At 74.8% G+C, this 20,589-nt stretch carries 16 protein-coding genes, 1 pseudogene and 1 riboswitch; of the genes and pseudogenes, 9 read left to right on the top strand and 8 right to left on the bottom strand.

The annotated features are described in order from the left end of the window. The first annotated feature begins 248 nt into the window (after positions 1 to 248). Positions 249 to 887, top strand: coding sequence for a phosphoribosylglycinamide formyltransferase (gene purN, locus ACZ3KJ_RS10010; RefSeq protein WP_389513453.1), 639 nt, complete (start codon positions 249 to 251; stop codon positions 885 to 887). Further along, positions 884 to 2,467: a bifunctional phosphoribosylaminoimidazolecarboxamide formyltransferase/IMP cyclohydrolase gene (gene purH / locus ACZ3KJ_RS10005; RefSeq protein ID WP_467526074.1), complete on the top strand. Its 1,584-nt coding sequence runs from the start codon at positions 884 to 886 to the stop codon at positions 2,465 to 2,467. Before purN ends, purH begins: the two co-directional genes overlap by 4 nt. Before the next feature lie 69 nt (positions 2,468 to 2,536). Here the strand turns inward: purH and ACZ3KJ_RS10000 are convergent, their stop codons facing one another. Next, a complete protein-coding gene (locus tag ACZ3KJ_RS10000; RefSeq protein WP_467526073.1) occupies positions 2,537 to 3,184 on the bottom strand; it encodes an RDD family protein in 648 nt (215 codons plus the stop codon). 309 nt (positions 3,185 to 3,493) lie between these two features. Between ACZ3KJ_RS10000 and ACZ3KJ_RS09995 the strand changes: the two genes are divergently transcribed. From ACZ3KJ_RS09995 to ACZ3KJ_RS09980, 4 genes are all read left to right on the top strand, one after another. After that, positions 3,494 to 4,348 carry a bifunctional methylenetetrahydrofolate dehydrogenase/methenyltetrahydrofolate cyclohydrolase gene (locus ACZ3KJ_RS09995; RefSeq protein ID WP_389513457.1) on the top strand — a complete coding sequence of 285 codons (855 nt, stop codon included), beginning with the start codon at positions 3,494 to 3,496 and terminating at the stop codon, positions 4,346 to 4,348. A 175-nt stretch (positions 4,349 to 4,523) separates the two neighbouring features. Further along, on the top strand, positions 4,524 to 5,000 hold the full coding sequence (locus ACZ3KJ_RS09990) for a DUF3017 domain-containing protein (RefSeq protein WP_467526357.1): 477 nt from the start codon (positions 4,524 to 4,526) through the stop codon (positions 4,998 to 5,000). A gap of 324 nt (positions 5,001 to 5,324) precedes the next feature. After that, positions 5,325 to 6,266 carry a helix-turn-helix domain-containing protein gene (locus tag ACZ3KJ_RS09985; protein WP_467526072.1) on the top strand — a complete coding sequence of 314 codons (942 nt, stop codon included), beginning with the start codon at positions 5,325 to 5,327 and terminating at the stop codon, positions 6,264 to 6,266. A gap of 545 nt (positions 6,267 to 6,811) precedes the next feature. Beyond that, entirely contained in the window at positions 6,812 to 7,801 is a 990-nt protein-coding gene (locus tag ACZ3KJ_RS09980) for a malate dehydrogenase (RefSeq protein ID WP_467526071.1), read from the top strand. Positions 7,802 to 8,002: 201 nt separating this feature from the next. Here ACZ3KJ_RS09980 and ACZ3KJ_RS09975 read toward each other — a convergent pair whose 3' ends face one another. The 7 genes and pseudogenes from ACZ3KJ_RS09975 to ACZ3KJ_RS09945 form a co-directional block, all read right to left on the bottom strand. Further along, positions 8,003 to 11,389 (bottom strand): SAV_2336 N-terminal domain-related protein, encoded by a 3,387-nt coding sequence (locus ACZ3KJ_RS09975; RefSeq protein WP_467526070.1) that lies wholly within the window; start codon positions 11,387 to 11,389, stop codon positions 8,003 to 8,005. Positions 11,390 to 11,393: 4 nt separating this feature from the next. Continuing rightward, entirely contained in the window at positions 11,394 to 12,344 is a 951-nt protein-coding gene (locus ACZ3KJ_RS09970; protein ID WP_467526069.1) for an AAA family ATPase, read from the bottom strand. Beyond that, entirely contained in the window at positions 12,341 to 14,554 is a 2,214-nt protein-coding gene (locus tag ACZ3KJ_RS09965; protein ID WP_467526068.1) for a VMAP-C domain-containing protein, read from the bottom strand. Before ACZ3KJ_RS09965 ends, ACZ3KJ_RS09970 begins: the two co-directional genes overlap by 4 nt. A 3-nt stretch (positions 14,555 to 14,557) precedes the next feature. Continuing rightward, positions 14,558 to 14,947: a CU044_2847 family protein gene (locus ACZ3KJ_RS09960; RefSeq protein ID WP_467526067.1), complete on the bottom strand. Its 390-nt coding sequence runs from the start codon at positions 14,945 to 14,947 to the stop codon at positions 14,558 to 14,560. Positions 14,948 to 15,311: 364 nt separating this feature from the next. Further along, positions 15,312 to 16,059 (bottom strand): annotated as a pseudogene (locus tag ACZ3KJ_RS09955) (isocitrate lyase/PEP mutase family protein). Further along, positions 16,056 to 16,541, bottom strand: a complete 486-nt coding sequence (locus ACZ3KJ_RS09950; protein ID WP_467526066.1) for a carboxymuconolactone decarboxylase family protein — start codon at positions 16,539 to 16,541, stop codon at positions 16,056 to 16,058. The pseudogene ACZ3KJ_RS09955 and the gene ACZ3KJ_RS09950 overlap by 4 nt, the downstream one beginning before the upstream one ends. Positions 16,542 to 16,599: 58 nt before the next feature. Further along, on the bottom strand, positions 16,600 to 17,109 hold the full coding sequence (locus tag ACZ3KJ_RS09945) for a carboxymuconolactone decarboxylase family protein (protein WP_467526065.1): 510 nt from the start codon (positions 17,107 to 17,109) through the stop codon (positions 16,600 to 16,602). A gap of 47 nt (positions 17,110 to 17,156) precedes the next feature. Here ACZ3KJ_RS09945 and pdxR point away from each other — a divergent pair, with 47 nt between their 5' ends. From pdxR to ACZ3KJ_RS09930, 3 genes are all read left to right on the top strand, one after another. Then, positions 17,157 to 18,584 (top strand): MocR-like pyridoxine biosynthesis transcription factor PdxR, encoded by a 1,428-nt coding sequence (gene pdxR / locus ACZ3KJ_RS09940; RefSeq protein ID WP_467526064.1) that lies wholly within the window; start codon positions 17,157 to 17,159, stop codon positions 18,582 to 18,584. A 221-nt stretch (positions 18,585 to 18,805) separates the two neighbouring features. After that, complete coding sequence (locus tag ACZ3KJ_RS09935) at positions 18,806 to 19,180, top strand: hypothetical protein (RefSeq protein WP_467526063.1); 375 nt, start codon at positions 18,806 to 18,808, stop codon at positions 19,178 to 19,180. A gap of 31 nt (positions 19,181 to 19,211) precedes the next feature. Then, a complete protein-coding gene (locus tag ACZ3KJ_RS09930) occupies positions 19,212 to 20,396 on the top strand; it encodes a glutathionylspermidine synthase family protein (RefSeq protein ID WP_467526062.1) in 1,185 nt (394 codons plus the stop codon). 67 nt (positions 20,397 to 20,463) lie between these two features. Continuing rightward, positions 20,464 to 20,550: riboswitch (ZMP/ZTP riboswitch) on the top strand. The last annotated feature ends 39 nt before the right edge of the window (positions 20,551 to 20,589 follow it).

Below are 20,589 nucleotides of genomic sequence, written 5' to 3'. Positions count from 1 at the left end.
AGGTGATCACATCGGTGATTACGGCTGTCTGGTGCTGGCGGTCACTCCGGGAACGCTCCGCACAACGCCCGCGTTCCCGAGTCCGCCCGCCTCAGACGCTACCTTCCGGCCACGCCCCCGTCCCGTGGGGGCCGTCCGGTGTGCCGGTATCGTTGCTGACGGTCGGCCGCTTCGTAGACTTCCCCGTATCCCGGGGCGCGAAGCACTTGTACGACCGTACAAACGCACCCCCGAGAAAGGGCCCCGCCGTGGCCGCCAAGCCCGTGGCCGAGCCGGCCAAGCGCCTTGTCGTGCTCGTCTCCGGATCCGGTACGAACCTCCAGGCGCTGCTCGACGAGATCGCTGCCACCGGTGCCGAGGCGTACGGCGCCGAGATCGTCGCCGTGGGCGCCGACCGCGAGGGCATCGAGGGGCTCGCGCGGGCCGAGCGGGCCGGGATCCCGACCTTCGTGCGGAAGGTCAAGGACTACGGCACCCGCGCGGAGTGGGACGCGGCGCTCGCCGAGGCGGTCGCCGCCCACGAGCCCGACCTCGTCGTGTCCGCCGGGTTCATGAAGATCGTGGGCAAGGAGTTCCTGGCGCGGTTCGGCGGGCGGTTCGTCAACACCCACCCCGCCCTCCTCCCCAGTTTTCCCGGTGCCCACGGCGTCCGTGACGCCCTCGCGTACGGCGCCCGGGTCACCGGCTGCACCGTCCACTTCGTCGACGACGGCGTCGACACCGGCCCGATCATCGCCCAGGGCGTGGTCGAGATCCGGGACGAGGACGACGAGAGCGCGCTGCACGAGCGCATCAAGGAAGTCGAGCGAAGGCTGCTCGTCGAGGTCGTGGGGCGGCTCGCCCGCAACGGCTATCGCATTGAGGGACGAAAGGTAGTTATCCAGTGACCGCCGACAGCACTGTCACGGCCGAGAACACCCAGCGGGCCATCCGTCGCGCGCTCGTCAGCGTCTACGACAAGACCGGGCTGGAGGAGCTCGCGCGCGGGCTGCACGAGGCCGGCGTCGAGCTCGTCTCCACCGGCTCCACCGCCGCCCGGATCGCCGCGGCCGGCGTCCCCGTCACCAAGGTCGAGGAGCTCACCGGCTTCCCCGAGTGCCTGGACGGCCGCGTCAAGACCCTGCACCCCAAGGTCCACGCCGGCATCCTCGCCGACCTGCGGCTCGAGGACCACCGGCGGCAGCTCGCCGAGCTGGGCGTGGAGCCGTTCGACCTCGTCGTCGTCAACCTGTACCCGTTCCGCGAGACCGTCGCCTCCGGGGCCTCGCCCGACGAGTGCGTCGAGCAGATCGACATCGGCGGGCCGTCCATGGTGCGCGCGGCCGCCAAGAACCACCCCTCCGTCGCCGTCGTGACCAGCCCCGAGCGCTACGACGACGTCCTTGCCGCGGTGAAGGCCGGCGGCTTCGACCTCACCACGCGCAAGCGGCTGGCCGCCGAGGCCTTCCAGCACACGGCCGCCTACGACGTGGCGGTCGCCTCCTGGTTCGCCTCCTCCTACGCGCCCGTCGACGAGTCCCGGTTCCCCGACTTCCTCGGCGCCACCTGGGAGCGCAAGAACACCCTCCGCTACGGCGAGAACCCGCACCAGCCCGCCGCCCTCTACGTCGACGGCACGGGCGGCGGTCTCGCCGAGGCCGAGCAGCTGCACGGCAAGGAGATGTCGTACAACAACTACACGGACACGGACGCCGCGCGCCGTGCCGCGTACGACCACGACGAGCCGGCCGTCGCGATCATCAAGCACGCCAACCCCTGCGGCATCGCGACCGGCGCGGACGTCGCCGAGGCGCACCGCAAGGCGCACGCCTGCGACCCGCTGTCCGCGTTCGGCGGCGTGATCGCCGTGAACCGGCCGGTCAGCAAGGCGATGGCCGAGCAGGTCGCGGAGATCTTCACCGAGGTCATCGTGGCGCCCGACTACGAGGACGGCGCGCTGGAGGCCCTCGCCAAGAAGAAGAACATCCGGGTGCTGAAGGCTCCGGGCGCTCCCGCGAACCCCGTCGAGGTCAAGGCCGTCGACGGCGGTGCGCTGCTCCAGGTGACGGACCGGCTCCAGGCCGACGGCGACGACCCGGCGAACTGGACCCTGGCCACGGGGGAGGCGCTCTCCGCCGACGAGCTGCGGGAGCTGGCCTTCGCCTGGAAGGCGTGCCGGGCCGTGAAGTCCAACGCGATCCTGCTCGCCAAGGACGGCGCCTCGGTCGGCGTCGGCATGGGCCAGGTCAACCGGGTCGACTCCGCGAAGCTGGCCGTCGAGCGGGCCGGTGCCGAGCGCGCGCAGGGCTCGTACGCCGCCTCGGACGCGTACTTCCCCTTCCCGGACGGGCTGGAGATCCTGGCCGAGGCCGGCGTCAAGGCCGTGGTCCAGCCGGGCGGTTCGATCCGTGACGAGCTGGTCGTCGAGGCCGCGCGGAAGGCGGGCGTCACGATGTACTTCACCGGGACGCGGCACTTCTTCCACTGAGGCCCGATGAACCCGCGGCCCCGGTCCTCCGCGCGGAGGACCGGGGCCGCGGCGCGCGTTCCGTACCGCTCAGTGGGAGCGGATCACGATCGAGCTGCACACCTTGTCGGCGAACGTCTGCCGCTTGGCGTCCCACGCCGGCCACAGCCAGCCCAGGTAGCAGGGCAGGCTGTCCAGGAAGTGGGCCAGCCGGCGGACGAACGCCATGCCGACGCCGAGCGGCTGTCCGTCGATCTCCCGCACCAGACGGATGCCCAGCGCCTTCTTGCCGACCGTCTGACCGGTGCGGCCCTCCTGGATCAGCTGCCAGATGGCGACGGCGATGAAGACGACGGCGCCTATCACCGCGAGCGCCGGGGTGTCCTGGCCGAAGATGATGAGGGCGTAGGGGACCGCGAAGACCAGCGCGTCGACCAGGGTGCCCAGGAAGCGCTGGCCCCAGTTCGCGTACGGCGGCTGCACGCCGTAGCCGGCCTGCTGCGGGTAGCCGAGGTCCTGGGGGTATCCGGGCTGCTGCGGGTATCCCGGCTGCTGGGGATAGCCGGGCTGCTGCGGGTACCCGGGCTGCTGCGGGGGGTAGCCGGGCTGGGGCTGGCCGTAACCCTGCTGGGGGACGCCCTGCGGCGCCTGCTGACCGTAGCCGGGCTGGCCGTAGCCGGGCTGTCCCTGCTGGGGGTCCTGTGGCTGGCCGTAGGGGTCGGGCGGGCCGAAGCTCATGACGGTTTTCCTCCGTTGCACGACTGGGGGACGAGGCGGGGCGCGCGGAGGAACATCGATGAACGAGCGGTACTCCCCCCAACACTGACCGCATACTGCGGGACACATCGTTCTAAGAGAGACGAGCTCCTGTCCAGTCGCATTGTCCAGGCTTTGTGCAAGTGCAACCTGGCAGCCCCCCAACGGAACGATCATCGGACCGGGTGCGGGGCGGCCCCCTCCGGGCCCCGCCGGACATCCTTCGGGCCCCCTTCGGGCCGGGGTGCCCCGGATTGGAACCGGGGGGCCGTCATCCGGGAGGATGGGGGCATGACCGCCCAGATTCTCGATGGCAAGGCCACCGCAGCCGAGATCAAGTCGGATCTGACCGCCCGCGTGGCGGCGCTGAGGGAGAAGGGCGTGACGCCCGGCCTCGGCACGATCCTCGTCGGGGACGACCCCGGCAGCCAGAAGTACGTCGCCGGCAAGCATCGCGACTGCGCCCAGGTGGGCATCGCCTCCATCCAGCGCGAACTGCCCGCCACGGCCACGCAGGAGGAGATCGAGGCGGTCGTACGGGAACTCAACGAGGACCCCGCCTGCACCGGTTACATCGTCCAGCTGCCGCTGCCGAAGGGCATCGACGAGAACCGCGTGCTGGAGCTGATGGACCCGGCCAAGGACGCCGACGGCCTCCACCCGATGAACCTCGGCCGGCTCGTGCTCAACGAGCCCGCGCCGCTGCCCTGCACGCCCAACGGCGTGCTGACGCTGCTGCGCCGCCACGGCGTCGAGATCAAGGGCGCCGAGGTCGTCGTCGTCGGCCGTGGGGTGACCATCGGGCGTTCGATGCCGCTGCTGCTGACCCGGCGCAGCGAGAACGCCACGGTGACCCAGTGCCACACCGGCACCCGCGACCTCCCCGCCCACCTGAGGCGCGCCGACATCGTCATCGCCGCCGCCGGTTCGGCCCACCTGGTCCGGGCCGAGGACATCAAGCCGGGCGCGGCCGTCCTCGACGTCGGCGTCTCCCGCAACGCCGAGGGCAAGATCGTGGGCGACGTCCACCCGGGCGTCCGCGAGGTCGCCGGCTGGATCTCCCCGAACCCGGGCGGCGTCGGCCCGATGACCCGCGCGCAACTGCTCGTCAACGTGGTCGAGGCGGCGGAGCGCAGTGTCGGCTGAGCCCCGGGACACCTCCGGCGCACCCGAGGACGTCCAGGACACCGGGAACGCCACCGCCACCGCCACCACCCCCACCACCGACGGCGCCCGGCGCACCGACACCGGGCAGGGCGACCAGGACGCGAAGGACGCGAAGGACGTCGAGGCCGTCCAGACCGTCGAGGACACCGGGAACATCGGGAACACCGGGAACACCGAGGACATCGGGAACATCGAGGTCTGCGACCCCGTCAGCGCGCCCGACGTCGACGGCGTGCCGCGCCGGGCCACGCGCCGCTTCCCGCTGTTCACCCGGGACACCGCGCGCCCCGAGGGCGGCGGCCGGGCCGCGCCGGGCGACGCCCCGGCGCCCGCCCGGCAGTGGCCGATCCTCACCGTCCTGGGCCTGGTCGCGCTCGGCCTGCTGCTGACCGCGCTGGACCTGTTCCGGATCGGCACGATCCTGATCGGCGTCGCCCTGCTCGCCGGTGCGGCGCTGCGCTGGCTGCTGCCCGGCGTCGGCATGCTCGCCGTCCGCTCGCGGTTCACCGACATAGCGACCTACGGCGTGCTGGGCGCGGCGATCGTCCTGCTGGCGATGATGGCCCAGCCGAACCCGTGGCTGCAGATCCCGTTCCTCAAGGACACCCTGCACTTCACGGTCGACAGCTGACCGCACGCCGGTACGGCGGCCCGTCCCCTCCCCCGAGTCAGGACGGGCCGCCGACGTGTTCCACGCTCCCGTACCGCCCGCGGCCCGTACAACGGCCGGCGGCCCGCTGTGGCACAGCGGTGACCGTTCCGCCACCGTGTCCGCGCCCCGCCACAGTTCCGGCCGCCCCGGGAACCGGCCACCCGCCCGACGTCGTCGTACGTCGTCGTCACCCGCCCCCGGGCACGCGGAGGGACCGGGAAGCCGGTGTGTTCGGGGCAGCCGGGGCGTCCGGCCGGGCGCTAACGTGACCGGACAGGGGACACGGCGCAGGAAGGGGGATCGATGCCTCGCTGGAAGGACCTGCCGGACGCACTCGACCCGCAGGTCGGGGAGTTCGTCGGGCGCCTGCGGCAGATCGTGGACCGTGACGGCCTGACCCTCGCCCGGCTCGCCGACCGCACGCACTACGGCACGGACTCCTGGGAGCGGTACCTCAGTGGCCGGCTGCTCGCCCCCAAGGGCGCGGTCGTCGCCCTCGCCGAGATCACCGGCACCGACCCCGCCCCGCTGGTCACCCTGTGGGAACTGGCCGAACGCGCCTGGAGCCGCGCGGAACTCCGCCAGGACCTGGGGGCACAGGCCGTACGCCTCTCCCGTGCCCGGACGGTGACGGCGCCGGTGCCCGGGGTCGCCGGGCCGGCGGGGGCGGCGCGGAAACCGCCGGCAGTGCCGGAACGCGGAGGCGGGGCTTCCGCGGAGGACGCGGGTCCGCCGCCGGGCCGTCACACGCGGCGGCCGGCGCTGTTCCTCGCCGGTGTCGCCGGGGTGGTGATCGTCGTGGTGGGCGCCTTCTTCCTCACCGACGGGGGCACTCCCCGCGAGGAGCGGACCGCCGCCGGACCGACCGCCCCGCCCACCCCCTCCGCGTCCCCCAGCCCCTCCCTGCCGCCCGGCGTCCTGTGCGGCGGCGCCGGCTGCACCGGGAAGGACGCGGAGCTGATGGGGTGCAGTGACGCCCTCGCGACCACGGCGACGAGCGTGACCGTCGGCACGACCCTCGTCGAGGTCCGCTACAGCCGGACGTGCGGGTCCGCCTGGGGGCGGATCGTCCGGGCCGGGCTCGGGGACCGGGTGCGGGTGACGGCCGGGTCGTCCCGGCAGACCGGCGGCATCACCACCGCCGGCGCCACCATCGCGTACACGCCGATGGTGGCGGTGCGGGAGCCGGGACAGGCACGGGTCTGCGCGGTGCTGGCGTCGGGGCTGGAGGGGTGCACGCCGTAGCCGGGCGGGCGGGTGCCTGTCCCGGCTCCCGGTCGACGGAGACGCCGGTCCGGCGACGCGTCCTCCCGACGGAGACGCCGGTCCGGCGACGCGTCCCCCCGACGGAGACGCCGGACGACCGTCGCCGGACCGGGCGTTGGGCCGATCGGGTGGGAAGGGGCCGGCGGGCGAGAAAACCGGCGCTCGGAGGATTACCCGAGTCCGCTTCGGGCACGCGGAACGTACCCCCACGGGAGTCCGGCACATCCGGCACCCCCACCCGGCGGTCGCCCGTCCTCCTCTCCCGGACCGGCGGCCGCCGCTCCGCACCCCCGGTCCGTACCCCGCTCCCCCCGTTGCGTGCCGTCGGCAGGCCGCGCGCGGCGTCAGGGCCGGTGGCGGGGGGTGTGCCGGAGCGGTTGTGGGACGGACCACACTCCACCCCGGACGTCCGGAATCCCGGATGCGCGATAGCCTGACCGCTGGATGGATCTCTTGACGCCAAGAGATCGATCAAACGTCCGGGGCAGGGACGCCCCACCGCCAGCTGTCATACGGAGAACGCCATGACCCGCACTCCCGTGAACGTCACCGTCACCGGCGCGGCCGGCCAGATCGGTTACGCCCTGCTCTTCCGCATCGCCTCCGGCCAGCTGCTCGGCGCGGACGTGCCGGTCAAGCTGCGCCTGCTGGAGATCACCCCGGCGCTGAAGGCCGCCGAGGGCACGGCCATGGAGCTGGACGACTGCGCGTTCCCGCTGCTCCAGGGCATCGACATCAGCGACGACCCGAACGTCGCCTTCGACGGCGCCAACGTCGCCCTCCTCGTGGGCGCCCGCCCCCGCACCAAGGGCATGGAGCGCGGTGACCTCCTGGAGGCCAACGGCGGCATCTTCAAGCCGCAGGGCAAGGCCATCAACGACCACGCCGCGGACGACATCAAGGTCCTCGTCGTCGGCAACCCGGCCAACACCAACGCCCTCATCGCCCAGGCCGCCGCGCCGGACGTACCGGCCGAGCGCTTCACCGCGATGACCCGCCTCGACCACAACCGCGCGCTGACCCAGCTCGCGAAGAAGACGGGCTCGTCGGTCGCCGACATCAAGCGCCTGACCATCTGGGGCAACCACTCCGCCACCCAGTACCCCGACATCTTCCACGCCACCGTCGCCGGCAAGAACGCCGCCGAGGTCGTCAACGACGAGAAGTGGCTGGCCGAGGACTTCATCCCGACCGTCGCCAAGCGCGGTGCCGCGATCATCGAGGCCCGTGGCGCGTCCTCCGCCGCCTCCGCCGCCAACGCCGCCATCGACCACGTGCACACCTGGGTCAACGGCACCGCCGAGGGCGACTGGACCTCCATGGGCATCCCGTCCGACGGCTCCTACGGCGTCCCGGAGGGCCTGATCTCCTCCTTCCCGGTCACCACCAAGAACGGCACGTACGAGATCGTCCAGGGCCTGGACGTCAACGAGTTCTCCCGCGCCCGGATCGACGCCTCCGTGCAGGAGCTGGCGGAGGAGCGCGAGGCGGTCCGCTCGCTCGGCCTCATCTGATCCGCCCGCGCGAACCGGACCGGTTCGCGCCCACCGAACCGACCTGGTCCCCGGCTGGCATCGAGCCACCCGGGGACCGGTGCGTCCGGCCCCTGCTCCGGCCCCCGATGCCCGGCCCGGTCCCCGTGCTCCGGGCCGCGACGGCGCCCCGCCCGCCCCGCCCGGCTCCCGTGCTCCGCCCCGAAGCGCGCCCCGCCCGCCCTACGGCCCCTGCACCACCTTCTCCGCCAGGTCGACGAACGCCTTCACCGTCGCCCCCCGCAGCCGGCTCACGTCCCTGAAGCGCGGGGCGGTGAGCGCCTTGTCGAAGGGGACGGGGACGACCTGGTTGGCGCTGACGCCGAGGTGGCCGGCGAGGGCGAGCGGGTCGCGGCGGGCCGAGGGACCCTCGACCTCGCTGACGACGACGATCGCCTCGTCGGCGAGGCGCCAGCGCCGCTCCTCCCGCAGCCGCTGGAGCACGCGCCGGGCGGCCACGAGGAACCAGTCGGCGGTGCCGCAGCACAGGATCAGCCGGTCGGTCAGGTCCAGGACGGTGTCGGCGGACGCGTCGAGCCGCTGCGGCGCCCAGTCGGTGAGGACGAACGAGTAGTAGGGCTCGGCGCGGGCCAGCACGTGCTCGTAGGCCTGGGTGTGGACCAGGTTCGGGTTGGAGTGGCCGGGCGGGTGGGCGGCGACCTCCAGGCCGGAGGGCAGACGGGTGGTGAGGGCACGGACCTCCGCGTAGGAGGGGTCGGCCGGGAGGCCGGCGAGATCGCGGACGGTGGCCGGGTTGCGGCGGGTGAGGAAGCGGTTGAGGCCGCCTTCGTGGGCCGCTCCGTCGAGGGCGAGAACGGGTTCGCCGCGCACGGAGGCGAGGAGCGTGCCGAGGACCATCGTCGTCGTGGCCCGGCCGCTGTAGTGGTAGGCGCCGACCAGGGTGACCCGCCTGCCGTGGCCGAGGGGCGCACGCAGCCGGGCCAGGCGGGCCTCCGCCTCGCGGCGGGCGCCGCCGAACCGGGGCAGCGGCAGGACGCGGTCGTCGGGCGGCGCGGCGGATGCCGGAAGGGCGAGCGGGACGCGTTCCGTGGGGCGGGCGGTGACCGAGGACGCGGGCGGGACGGTGCGTTCGACGCGGGACTGGGCGATGTAGCGGGCCAGGACGTCGGCCACGTCGCCCGCGCCGGGACGGGCGGCCGGGTCCGGGTCGAGGCAGCGCAGGACGAGGCGCCGCAGCCGCCGCCAGGTGTCGCCCTGCCACAGGTGCATGCCCTCGGGGCGGCCCGGCAGTTCCCAGCCCGCCTTGCTGCTGACGAGCTGGAGCAGCTCGCCCAGCGCGCGCACGTTGTCCTCGGGCGTCGGCAGCGGGCCCGTCCCGGCGTACACGCCGTCCACGGCGCAGTCGGACAGGTCGCCGAGGACCACCGAGCGGCGCAGCACGAAGATGTTCTCGGCGTTGAGGTCGGCGGGCACGAGCCCGTGCAGATGGCACAGGGCGAGGGCGCCGGCGAGGTGCCAGCCGACGACCAGTGCGGTGATCTTGTCGAAGGGGGCGGTGCCCTCCGCGTGGGCGGCGTTGAAGATCTCCGCGAGGCGGGGGGCGGCGACCTGCCGGGAGCCGTCGTCGACCGGCGCCGCCGCCAGCCACGGCGGGTCGTCCTCGATCCCGGTGGCGAGCAGGGCGGGCGCGTACTGCCCGCCCAGCCGGCGCAGCGCCTCCGCCTCGACCTCGATCATCCGGGGGTGGCCGGCGGGCAGGTCGGCGCGCGGGGTCCGCACCAGGGCGGTGGAGCCCCGGTCGTCGACGCCGTCGTACTCCGTCAGACGGCGCAGGCGCCGGCGGCGGCGCAGCCGGTAGGGGCCCAGCCGCCGGGGGTCGGTGTCGGTGAGCGGGCCCCAGCCGTCCGAGGGGGCGGGGCCGTGGCCGTGGCCGGCCCCCAGGCCCTGCGTCTCCCGGTCGAAGGAGACCCCGAAGCGGGTGAGGAGCCTGCGCTCGACGCTGGTGAACGGCCGGCGCGTGCCGAACAGCTGGGCCGGGCCGTCCGGGTGGGCGAGCCAGGCCGGGAAGTCGGGCGAGTGGCCCGCGAGTTGCTCCAGGCGCCGGCCGATGCGCCGGCTGGTGCGCAGCAGTTCGGCCTGCGGGACCGCGTCGAGCAGCACCAGGCGCGACGCGTCGGAGAAGTCGAAGACCTGGTGCTTGGCGGGGAGCGGGCCGGGCACCGGCGCCGGGTGCGGGCGCATCAGGCCGCCGAGGAAGACCTCCGCGAGATGGGAGGTGCGCGCCCGCCACGGGACCGCCGTCTGCACCAGCCGCATGACCGGCACGGTGAGCGGGGACACGGCGGCCAGATGGGCGGCGAGACGGTACGCCTCCGGGGTGGCCGCGTCCCGGAAGTGCTGGGGGTCGCCCGGGTCGCCGGCCGGGCCGCCGGGGCCGTGGCGGCCGGGCGGGGCCGCCAGGGGCAGGGAGACCGTGGCGCCGGGGGAGGCCAGGAGGTGGGCCCAGGGGCGCAGGGAGGCGGCCGTCGGTTCCAGCACCGGCACCGGTACGCCGTCGAAGGCGGCGAGGTCCGGCGGCAGGACCGGGTCGGTGATCTCCCAGGACGTGTTGGCGCCCCCGATGCGCCGGGTCGTGACCTGCCAGCGTTCGGCGTGGACGCCGGAGCCCTCCCACAGGTCGGGCGGCAGGGTGTGCAGGACGGCGGTGGGACCGCGGGAGGCCCACTGGGACAGCAGCCGGTGCAGGGCGCCGCTGCGCCAGGCCGCTCCCATGCCGTCGCTGACGACCAGGACGAGCGTGTTCCCGGACGGGTCGCTGACCGCGCTCAGCGGTACGGGCGTGCTGTCCGGGCGGAAGGGGCGGGCGTGCAGCCGCGGTTCGGGCGCGTCCCGGGTGTCCAGGCCGAGGACCCGGCTGGTCGCGAAGGCGCCCAGCCGCTCCAGCAGGGTGCGCAGTTCGGCGCCGAGGCGGTGCCACAGCAGCATGGACAGGCCGTCGTCGACGAGCAGCACCAGGTGCAGCCAGCGTTCCTGCACGGGCCGTTGCACCACGTCGGGCAGCCGGGTCTCGGCGAGTTCCGCGGCGGTGCGTTCCTCGTCGATCTCCCGGCGGTGCGGGCTGGCCCGGCGGCGGCGCAGCGGCCGCAGCGCCCGGCCCACGGCGAGTTCGCCCGTGAGGGCCTTGTCCTCGGGGACCCGTACCGGCATCGCGCGGCCCGGGTCGGGGGCGTGCCGCAGCCGGATGTCGGGCATCGGGGGAGCCGGTGCCTGCCGGGCCGCCGCGTACAGGGAGCGGCCGGTGAGGTCGGGCAGGTCGGGATCGTCGGGCCGGGGCGCGGGGGGTGCCGGGCCGGTGTCGTCCGGCTCGGGCTCGGGCCGCGGCGGGGCCGGCGGGTGGTCGACGGGCCCGGTGCGGTGGAGCGGGGCGGCGGTTCCCGAGGGCAGCCGCCCGGCCAGCCACAGCACGTCGAGCACCTGGTCGGCGTCCAGGTCGTGTCCGCAGGCCCGCAGCACCCGCAGCGCCTCCGCGAGCCGCGCCCCGCCGCCCGCCGGCCGCCCGCGCGCCGGCCCCCCGCGCCCCGTCTCCCCGTGCCCCGTCCCCCCGTTCATGGCGTCACATGGCCCCGGTGAGCTGGTGCAGTACGGCGTCCAGCAGGCCCTCGGCGTCCAGGTCGACGCCGCCGGTGCGCAGGAAGACGGCGTTGAGGAGCTGGTCGGTGGCGAGTTCGCCGGGGGCGCGGCGGCGCAGGAACGCGTCGATCAGGTCGTCGGCGTCGCGCAGCGCCTCCTCGCCGAGGTGGGCGGTGACGATGGCCCGCAGCCGTGTCTCGTCCGGCACCGGCAGGTCGAGGCGGACGCAGCGCCGGAGGAAGGCGGGCGGGAAGTCGCGCTCGCCGTTGCTGGTGATGACGACGACCGGGAACTCGGCGCACTGCACGCGCCCCTGGTGCACCGTCACGGTCCCGCGGTGGTCGGCGGTCCGCACGTCGACGTCGGCCATCTCCTCGGGCAGCCGGGTCAGTTCGGGGATGTCGAAGTAGCCCTCCTCGAAGACGGTCAGCAGGTCGTTGGGCAGGTCGACGTCGCCCTTGTCCATCTCGTCGACGAGCAGGGCGCGGGGCGTGACGGACGGCACCAGGGCGGTGCCGAGCGGGCCGAGCCGGATGAACGTGCCGATGGACGGCTCGCCCTCGCCCCGGTCGCGGCTGAGCGTCGTCTCGCGCAGCCGTCCGATCGCGTCGTACTGGTAGAGCGCCTCCTTGACCGTGGAGCGGCTGTTGATCGACCAGCGCAGCAGCGCGCCGAGGCGCAGTTCGTGGGCGACGGCGCGGGCGAGGGAGGACTTGCCGGTGCCGGCCGGACCGGTGACCAGCAGGGGGCGGCGCAGATGGAGGGCCGCGTTGACGACGTCGGCGTGCTGCGGCTCGATCAGGTAGGGCAGTTCGGGCCGGACGGCCGGGGCGGGGCTGAACCGGCGCCACGGCGGTGCCGAGGGCAGGTCGACGGCGCGCGGGACGCCGTCGCCGCGGAAGAGGCGCCAGTCGGCCTCGGGTACGGAGGTCATGCGCCCTCCTGGGGCTCGGTCAGGTGCAGCCGGGGCACCGTGCGGTCGGCGTCCGCCCAGGCGAGGACCGGGCGGCCGGGGAACTCCGGAGCGCGCGTCCCGCGGGCGTTGGCCCGGTAGACGCGGACTCCGTCGGGCAGTTCACGGGTGGCGACCTGCGCCATGTGCCGGACGACGTGCGACGACGAGGACGTCGTGGGGGAAGACGCCGGGGAGGCCGCCGAGGATGACACCGGGGACGGCGACTTGTCGCCCCCGCGGTCCCACACCACGACCGGTATGCCCACCGCGAGACAGATCTGAACGATGGCGTCGCGCGGGCCCGGGGGGACGTCGACGGAGACGCGGACCGTGTCCAGCCGGCCCATCAGCTCGTAGTAGACCTGGTGCGGGTCCTGGGCGGGGTCGGACACGACCAGCGTCTCGCCCGAGTCGAGCTGCCTCCACCGTTCACGCCAGTCGGGGAGGAAGCGCTCGTGCCGGTGGAGGAGCTCCGGGCAGTGCACGACCAGGGGGAACTCGACGCCGAGGACGCCGGGTACGACCTCGCCGGGCGCCTGCGCGGCCCACTCGTCGACCGGCAGGTTGAGGTCCGCCCGGTCGACCAGCACCTCCACGAGCGGCCGGCCGGCCTCCGTCGCCTCGGGCGCGAGGGTCTCCAGGACGCGCAGCAGTTCGCGCGCCGCCTGGGACGCCGAGTAGGTGGCGGAGCTGTCGGTGGAGACCTGCCGGGGCCCGGTGCCCTCGTCGCACCACACCCGCAGCCGGTGGCGGCCCCGCCCGGCGCGCGTCACCCGGGCGAGCACCCGCACCCGTCGGTCCCCGGCCCGCAGGGTCCGGGTCCACTCCTGGGCGTCGGAGCGGCGCTCGCGCAGGGCCGCCAGCGGGATGCCGAGCCGCCCGGCCACACCGTCCGACCACAGCCGCAGGTCCGCCTGCCGGGGCGCGGGGCACAGCGCGGCGACGTACTCGACGACCCGGAGCAGCACGGGCACCCGGGGACCGCCGTCGTCGGAGTGGCCGTCGCCGGGCAGGGTCTCCAGCCGGTCGAGCAGCACGTCCAGGGTCTCCCCGTCGTAGGGTGCGGCGACCCGCTTGGTGGCCTCGCGGACCGCTTCCGGGACCCGGGTGAGCACCGGCCGTTCGACCCGGCGCAGCAGTTGGTGCAGCCGCCGGTGCTCGCGCGGCGACAGCAGCAGCGGGGTGGCGGACAGCCGTCCGGCGACCAGGGCGCGGTCGGCGGCCCGGGGGTCGCGGGGCCGCAGGATCTCCGCGAAGGCGGCCAGGGCGCGGGGCTGGAGGAGGAGGAAGGCGGCGAACTCCTCCACCGTCGGAGGCGTCACCGGGCTGCCCGGCACGACCCCGCAGGCGTGCGCGAGCTGCCGGGCGGTGTCACCGAGGGTGTACGGCGACGGCAGCGCGTTGCGGATCGCCGCCACGAGCATGCCGTGGGCGGGGTCGTCGGACTCCTCCGGCCCGGCGGCGTCGTCCGCGTCCAGCACGCCCAGCGGCCGCAGCTCGGCCTCCACCCGCTGCCAGGGGATGCCCCAGCTCCGCCGGATCAGGTGCTGCGGGCTGTGCGGGACGGGCTCCCCGCCGGGGCCGCACTCCGGCATGAAGTGCGCCGCGACCAGCCCCACGACGGCGCCCTCCTCCTCCGACCACAGCGGTCCGCCGCTGTAGCCGGGGCCGACCGCCATGCCGGTGCTTTTGCCGTCGAGGTAGCCGACCGGCCCGTCCAGCGCGGCGACCCGCAGATCGGCGAAGGTCGCGCCGCGCCCGCTGCCGTGCCAGGCGCGTACCGTCTGCCCCGCCGCCATGGCGGTACGGCGGTGCGGGGCGGGCACCCCGCCCGGCGGGGCGTCCACGCGCAGCACCGCCAGGTCGCCGAGCCACTCGTCGTCGCCGTCGCGCACCGGCCCGCCGTCCGGCGCGCGGGGCGGGATCCAGTGCACCACGCGCGCGGGGAACCGTTCGTCGCGCCACGGCCCCCGGAGGTCGACCAGCACGTCGTCGAGCCGGGGCACCCGGGACTCGAACATGCGCCTGCCCAGCGCAACGTTCACGACGTGCGCGCAGGTCAGCAGGGTGTCGACGGTGAGGACGACCGCCCCGCCCGCCGTCCCGCCGTCGGCGGAGCGCCGTACGGACGCGACGCACGGACCCGACTCGGCGCCGTCGGCACGGCCGACGGACTTGAACCAGCCCACGGATCACTCCGCGCCGGTCGCCGGTTTCCACGTGGCGGTGACCGTGAGGTGCGCCTGCCCGCTCCCGCCGACGATGCCGAGCTTGAGGTCCTGCCCGACCTGCACCCCGAAGGTGACGCTCAGTTCGTCCGGCGGGTCCGGCACGCCCCGCACGGAGTCGTGCACCTCCTGGATCAGCGGCCCGAGCGGTCGCAGCGCCCCGCGCAGCGCCCCGGCGGCGAGGTCGGCCACGGCCGCGCCGGCCGCCCCCACGGGCACCGCCCGGCCCATTCCCGCGGGACGGTCGTCGTCGTCCCGCACCGCGGGGACACCCGCGGGACCACCCGCGGCGGGCCCGAGGAGGAATCTGACGGGAGTGCCGTCGTCTAACGCTGTGTTGATCGAGGTGGACACGACAGCATTCTGATCGACAGAGCGGGCACGTACCAGGCCTTTGCACCAAAACGTACCGGTCGGATATCGGCCATGGAGCGGCCGAGTATTGGCCGAACGGGCCGAGTGCGGGCCACGCACCGGCCACGCACCGGCCGTTACCGGCCGAGGACCGGCGATGCACTGGCCGAGGACCGGCCGCGCACTGGCCGAGGACCGGCCCTGGTCCGGCCACGCACCGGCCATGGAGCGGCCGGCCACCGGCGACGCACCGGCCGAGGACCGGCCATCCACCGGCCATCCACCGGCCACGCACCGGCCGCCGCGGCCCGCGCAGGGACTCCCGGTCCCCGGCCGCGTCCTGCACACGGCCCGGGCGCCCCCGCTACCGCAGCCCCCCGGCGATCTCCCCGAGGGCGGCGGCCGCCCGGCGCTGCAATCCGGGGCCGAACGTGACGCGGGTGGCCCCGAGTCCGCCGAGTTCGGCCGGTGAGGGGCCCTCGCCGACCTTGGCGAACACGTTGACCGGCCCCTCGATGCCGGCCCGCAGCAGCGGCAGCACGGCGGTCGGCGCGCCGATCGGGTACACGCAGTCGGCGCCGGCGGCGACGTACAGCGCGGCCCGTTCGACGGCCCGGTCGGGGTCGGCGACACCCAGGACGAAGGTGTCGACGCGGGCGTTCACGAACAGCTGGCCGGCCGCCGCCGACCACACCTCGGCGAGCCAGTCGGCGTGGGCCCGCGGGTCCTTGAGGACACCCCGGTGCGAGTCCTCCAGGTTGCAGCCCACGGCGCCCGCCTCCAGCAGCCGCTCGACCAGCTCCTTCGGCGGCAGGCCGTAGCCGTCCTCGACGTCCGCCGACACCGGCACGTCCACGGCCCGGGTGATCCGCGCGACCGCCGCGAACATCTCCTCCGCGGGCGTCCGGCCGTCCTCGTACCCGAGGGCGGCGGCCACCCCGGCGCTCGGGCTGGCCAGCGCCGGGAAACCGGCGTCGGCGAGGACCCGGGCACTGGCCGCGTCCCACGGGCCCGGCAGGACTGGGGGTGCCCCCACGCCCTCAAGGCAGTGGGGGAGGGTCCTCGGGGGCGGGGCGGTGGTGCAGGGCGCGGAACGTCTCGACCTTGTTCACGGCCGGTAACCTCCTGGCGGGATCCGGCGGGTGACCATCACCCGGTTCCAGTTGTTGATGGCGGTGATCAGGGCGATGAGATGCGCCAGCTCGGCGTCCTCGAAGTGCCTGGCCGCCCGCGCGTACACCTCGTCCGGCACGAACCGGTCCGTCAGGACGGTCACCGCCTCCGTCAGCGCGAGCGCGGCCCGCTCCCGCTCGTCGTAGGCGTCCCCGGCCTCCTCCCAGGCGCTCAGCAGGTCGAGCTTCTTCTCGGGGACGCCGTGCTCCCGGGCGATGGCGAGGTGCATGTCGAGGCAGAACGCGCAGTGGTTGACCTGCGAGGCACGGATCACCACGAGTTCGGCGAGCGCCGGGTCGCCGAGCCCCCTCTTCGCGGCGGCGCTGAGCGCGGACAGCGCCTGCCCGACGGCCCGGTCCAGCGGCGCGGTACGCGCTCCGGTCGTCTGTCCCGCTTCCGTCACCTGTGCCGCCCCCGTCACCTGTCCGCTCCCGTCACCCGCGCCGCCCCCGTCACCCGTACTCCCCGTGCCGCCCCGGTCACTTGTACTGACCCGGCTCGTAGTGACCCGGCACCAGCCGGCAGGTCACGCCGAACCGGTTCCACGCGTTGATCACCGTGATCGCGGCGATCAGCTGCGCCAGCTCGGCGTCCTCGAAGTGCTTCGCCGCCCTCGCGTACACCTCGTCCGGCACGAAACCGTCCGTCAGGACCGTCACCGCCTCCGTCAGCGCCAGCGCGGCCAGTTCCTTCTCCGTGTAGAAGTGCTCCGACTCCTCCCACGCGCCGAGCTGGACGATCCGCTCGACGCTCTCGCCCGCCGCGAGCGCGTCCTTGCTGTGCATGTCGAGGCAGAGCGCACAGCGGTTGAGCTGCGAGGCGCGGATCTTCACCAGCTCGAGCAGCCTCGGGTCGACGCCCTCACGGGCGGCGGCGTCGAGCCGGATCATCGCCTTGAAGACGTCGGGGGCCAGCTCGGCCCAGGCCAGGCGGGGGGTGTGCTCGGGGGCGTACTCCACGGCCGTCGTCGTGGTGTCGTTCGTCGTCATACGGTCGACCCTAGGAGCGAGGCAGCCCACGGGTATGGTCCATTTCCATGGCGGAATCATGGGCCACTCTGGGCGTCGACCTGCATCTCGAACCGACCGGTCCCGGCCTGCGCCGGGGCCTGACCGACGCCCTGCGCGAGGCGGTCCGCAGCGGCCGGCTGGCCCCCGGCACCCGGCTGCCGTCCTCCCGCACGCTCGCCGCCGACCTCGGCATCGCCCGCAACACGGTCGCCGACGCCTACGCCGACCTGGTCGCCGAGGGCTGGCTCACCGCCCGGCAGGGCTCGGGCACCCGGGTCGCGGAGGGGGTCCCCGCCGTCCCCGCCGTTCCCGCCGGGCAGCGGGGGAGCGCGGCCGTGCCGTCCCCCGGCGCGGCCGCCCCGCCCCGCGAGCGCCGGCGCCCGGCGTACGACCTGCGCCCCGGCATGCCCGACCTCGCCGCCTTCCCGCGCGCGGAGTGGCTCAAGGCCGCCCGCCGCGCCGTCACCGCCGCGCCCCACGACGCCTTCGGCTACGGCGATCCCCGCGGCCGCGTCGAACTGCGCACCGCGCTCGCCGGCTACCTCGCCCGCGCCCGCGGTGTGCGCACCGACCCCGGACGCGTCCTCGTCGTCGGCGGGTTCGTGCACGCGCTCAAGGTGCTCGGCGCGGTCCTGCGGGCGCGCGGGGTCCGCACGGTCGCCGTCGAGTCGTACCGCCTCGACCAGCACGAGAGGCTCCTGACGGCGGCCGGCCTGCGCACCCGGCCGCTCCCCTTCGACGGTCTCGGCACCGATCCCGTGCCGCCGGCCGACGCGGGCGCCGTCCTGCTCACCCCCGCCCACCAGTTCCCGATGGGCGTGCCGCTGCACCGCGACCGGCGGGCGGCCGTCGTGGACTGGGCGCGGCGCACCGGCGGGCTGGTCCTGGAGGACGACTACGACGGCGAGTTCCGCTACGACCGCCAGCCCGTCGGCGCCCTCCAGGGCCTCGACCCCGACCACGTGGTCCACCTGGGCACCACCAGCAAGTCCCTCGCCCCCGGTCTGCGGCTCGCCTGGGCGGTGCTGCCGCCCGGCCTCGCCGAGGAGGCCGCGGCGGCCAAGGGCCACATCGACACCTGCGGCGTCCTGGACCAGTTGACCCTCGCCGAGTTCATCGCCTCCGGCGCCTACGACCGCCAGGTGCGCTCCGCCCGTCTGCGCTACCGCCGCCGCAGGGACGCCCTGGTCACGGCCCTCGCCGCCGCCTCCCCCGGCGCCCGGGTGACCGGCATCGCGGCCGGACTGCACGCCGTGGTGAGCCTGCCGCCCGGCACCGAGCGGTCGGTGGTCCGGGCGGCCGCCTGGCAGGGACTGGCCCTGTACGGCCTGTCGTACTTCCGCCACGAGGCGGCCGTGGCGGACCCGCTGGACGCCCTGGTCGTCGGGTACGCGACACCACCGGACCACGCCTGGGCGGGCGCGCTGGCCGCGCTGTGCCGGGTGCTGCCGTAGCGGGGCACGGCGGCGCACATCAAGAGCGCACATCCCCGCACACCGCGCGAACGGCCCGCGGGCGGGCGGCCGGGCCCGGGGCCCCTTCACGCGCCCTCCCGACGATCTCTAGGCTGAACGGCGGAAAGAGGCCCGGAGAGGCCCGGAGGGATCGCCGGGCCGCTGCCACGGGGAGACAGGCCCGGAAGGATCTCCGGGCCGCCGCGAGGGGGAGACAGGACATGGCGGACACACGCAGGCGGCTGCGTTCCAGCACGGTCGTGCTCGGCGGGATGGGCGTCGTCGCGGCGGCCCTCACCTCCTGCGGCTCCGACCCCGACCGCCGGTGCGTGGACCGCGACAGCTACGACTACGTCTACGGCTACAAGGTCGTCGCCGACAAGAACTGCTCGTCGTCCGCCTCGGGTTCGTCCGGCTCGTCCGGCAGCGCCCGCAAGAAGACCACCACCGGCACCGGCAAGCAGATGGACGCCGCCTGGTACTACGACGCCGACGTCAGCTCCGGCTACGCCGACTACGGCACCTTCAGCCGCAGCGAGGCCGTCGACCGGGGCGGCTTCGGCTGCTCGGGCTCCGGCAGCAGCAGCGGCGGCTGAGCGGGCCCCGGAAGGCACGCGCACGCACGCCATGGAACGCCGCACCATCGAACCCCGCCCCGGCTGGCAGCGGACCGTCGAGGAACAGGGCCTCGTCTACCCCCTCACCCGCCACCCCGACGGCACCCTGCGCCCCTACTGGGACGAGAGCGCCTACTACGTCCTCACCCTCGACGAGGTCGAGGCACTGGAGGAGACCGTCGAGGAACTGCACCGCATGTGCCTCGCCGCGGCCGCCCACCTGGTGGACACCGACCGGCTCGCCGACCTCGGCATCACCGACCCGCGGGTCGCCGCCATGGTCACCGAGGCCTGGCACCGCCGCGCCGAACTGCCCTCCGTGTACGGCCGCTTCGACCTCCGCTACGACGGCACCGGCCCGGCCAGGCTGCTGGAGTACAACGCCGACACCCCCACCTCCCTGGTCGAGGCCGCGAGCCCCCAGTGGTTCTGGATGGAGGAACGGTTCCCGGGCGCCGACCAGTGGAACTCCCTCCACGAACGCCTCGTCGACGCCTGGCGCGAGCAGGCCCGCCTCCTCCCGCCCGGCTCCCCCCTGTACTTCGCGCACTCCGCGGCCGACGAACTCGGCGAGGACCTGATGACGGTCGCCTACCTGAAGGAGACCGCGGAACAGGCCGGCCTGGACACCGCCTGGATCCCGGTGGAGGACATCGGCTTCGACCGCCTCTCCGGCCGCTTCGTCGACCACCGGCTCCGGTTCATCCGCAGCTGCTTCAAGCTCTACCCCTGGGAGTGGCTCACCACCGACCGCTTCGCCGGCCACGTCCTCGACACCGTCGACAACGGCGGCGGCACGGGCACCACCCTGTGGATCGAGCCCGCGTGGAAGATGCTGCTCAGCAACAAGGCCCTGCTGGCGATCCTGTGGGAGCTGTACCCCGGCCACCCCAACCTGCTCCCCGCCCACCTGGACGGCCCCCGCGACCTCGCCGCCACCACCGGCTACGTCGCCAAGCCCCTCCTCGGCCGCGAGGGCGCGGGCATCACCGTCCACCCGCCCGGCGCCGACCCCGTCGTCCGCGCGGAGCCCTGCTGCTACCAGGAGCTGGCCCCGCTGCCCGCCTTCGACGGCAACCACGTCGTCCTCGGCGCCTGGGTCGTCGGGGACGAGTCCGCCGGCCTCGGCATCCGCGAGTCCTCCGGTCTGATCACGGACGAGTACGCCCGCTTCCTGCCCCACGTGATCCTCTAGACCAGACCCGGGAGGTCTCGTCTGGCGGACGTGACGCCGGTTCCCGGCGGCCCGCCCGGTAGGCTTTCGAGCAGGCCGTGACTGGCGCGCTGGGATGGGACGGACCATCGGGGAGCGGCCTGACGTGACAGTGCCGTGCGCCTGGGCCAGACCGAGAACCGTGACCGCTCGCACGCCACGCCACCGGAGGCCG

The organism is Streptomyces sp. NPDC003248 (assembly GCF_055563235.1).
This window is presented reverse-complemented; position numbering and strand designations above follow the sequence as displayed.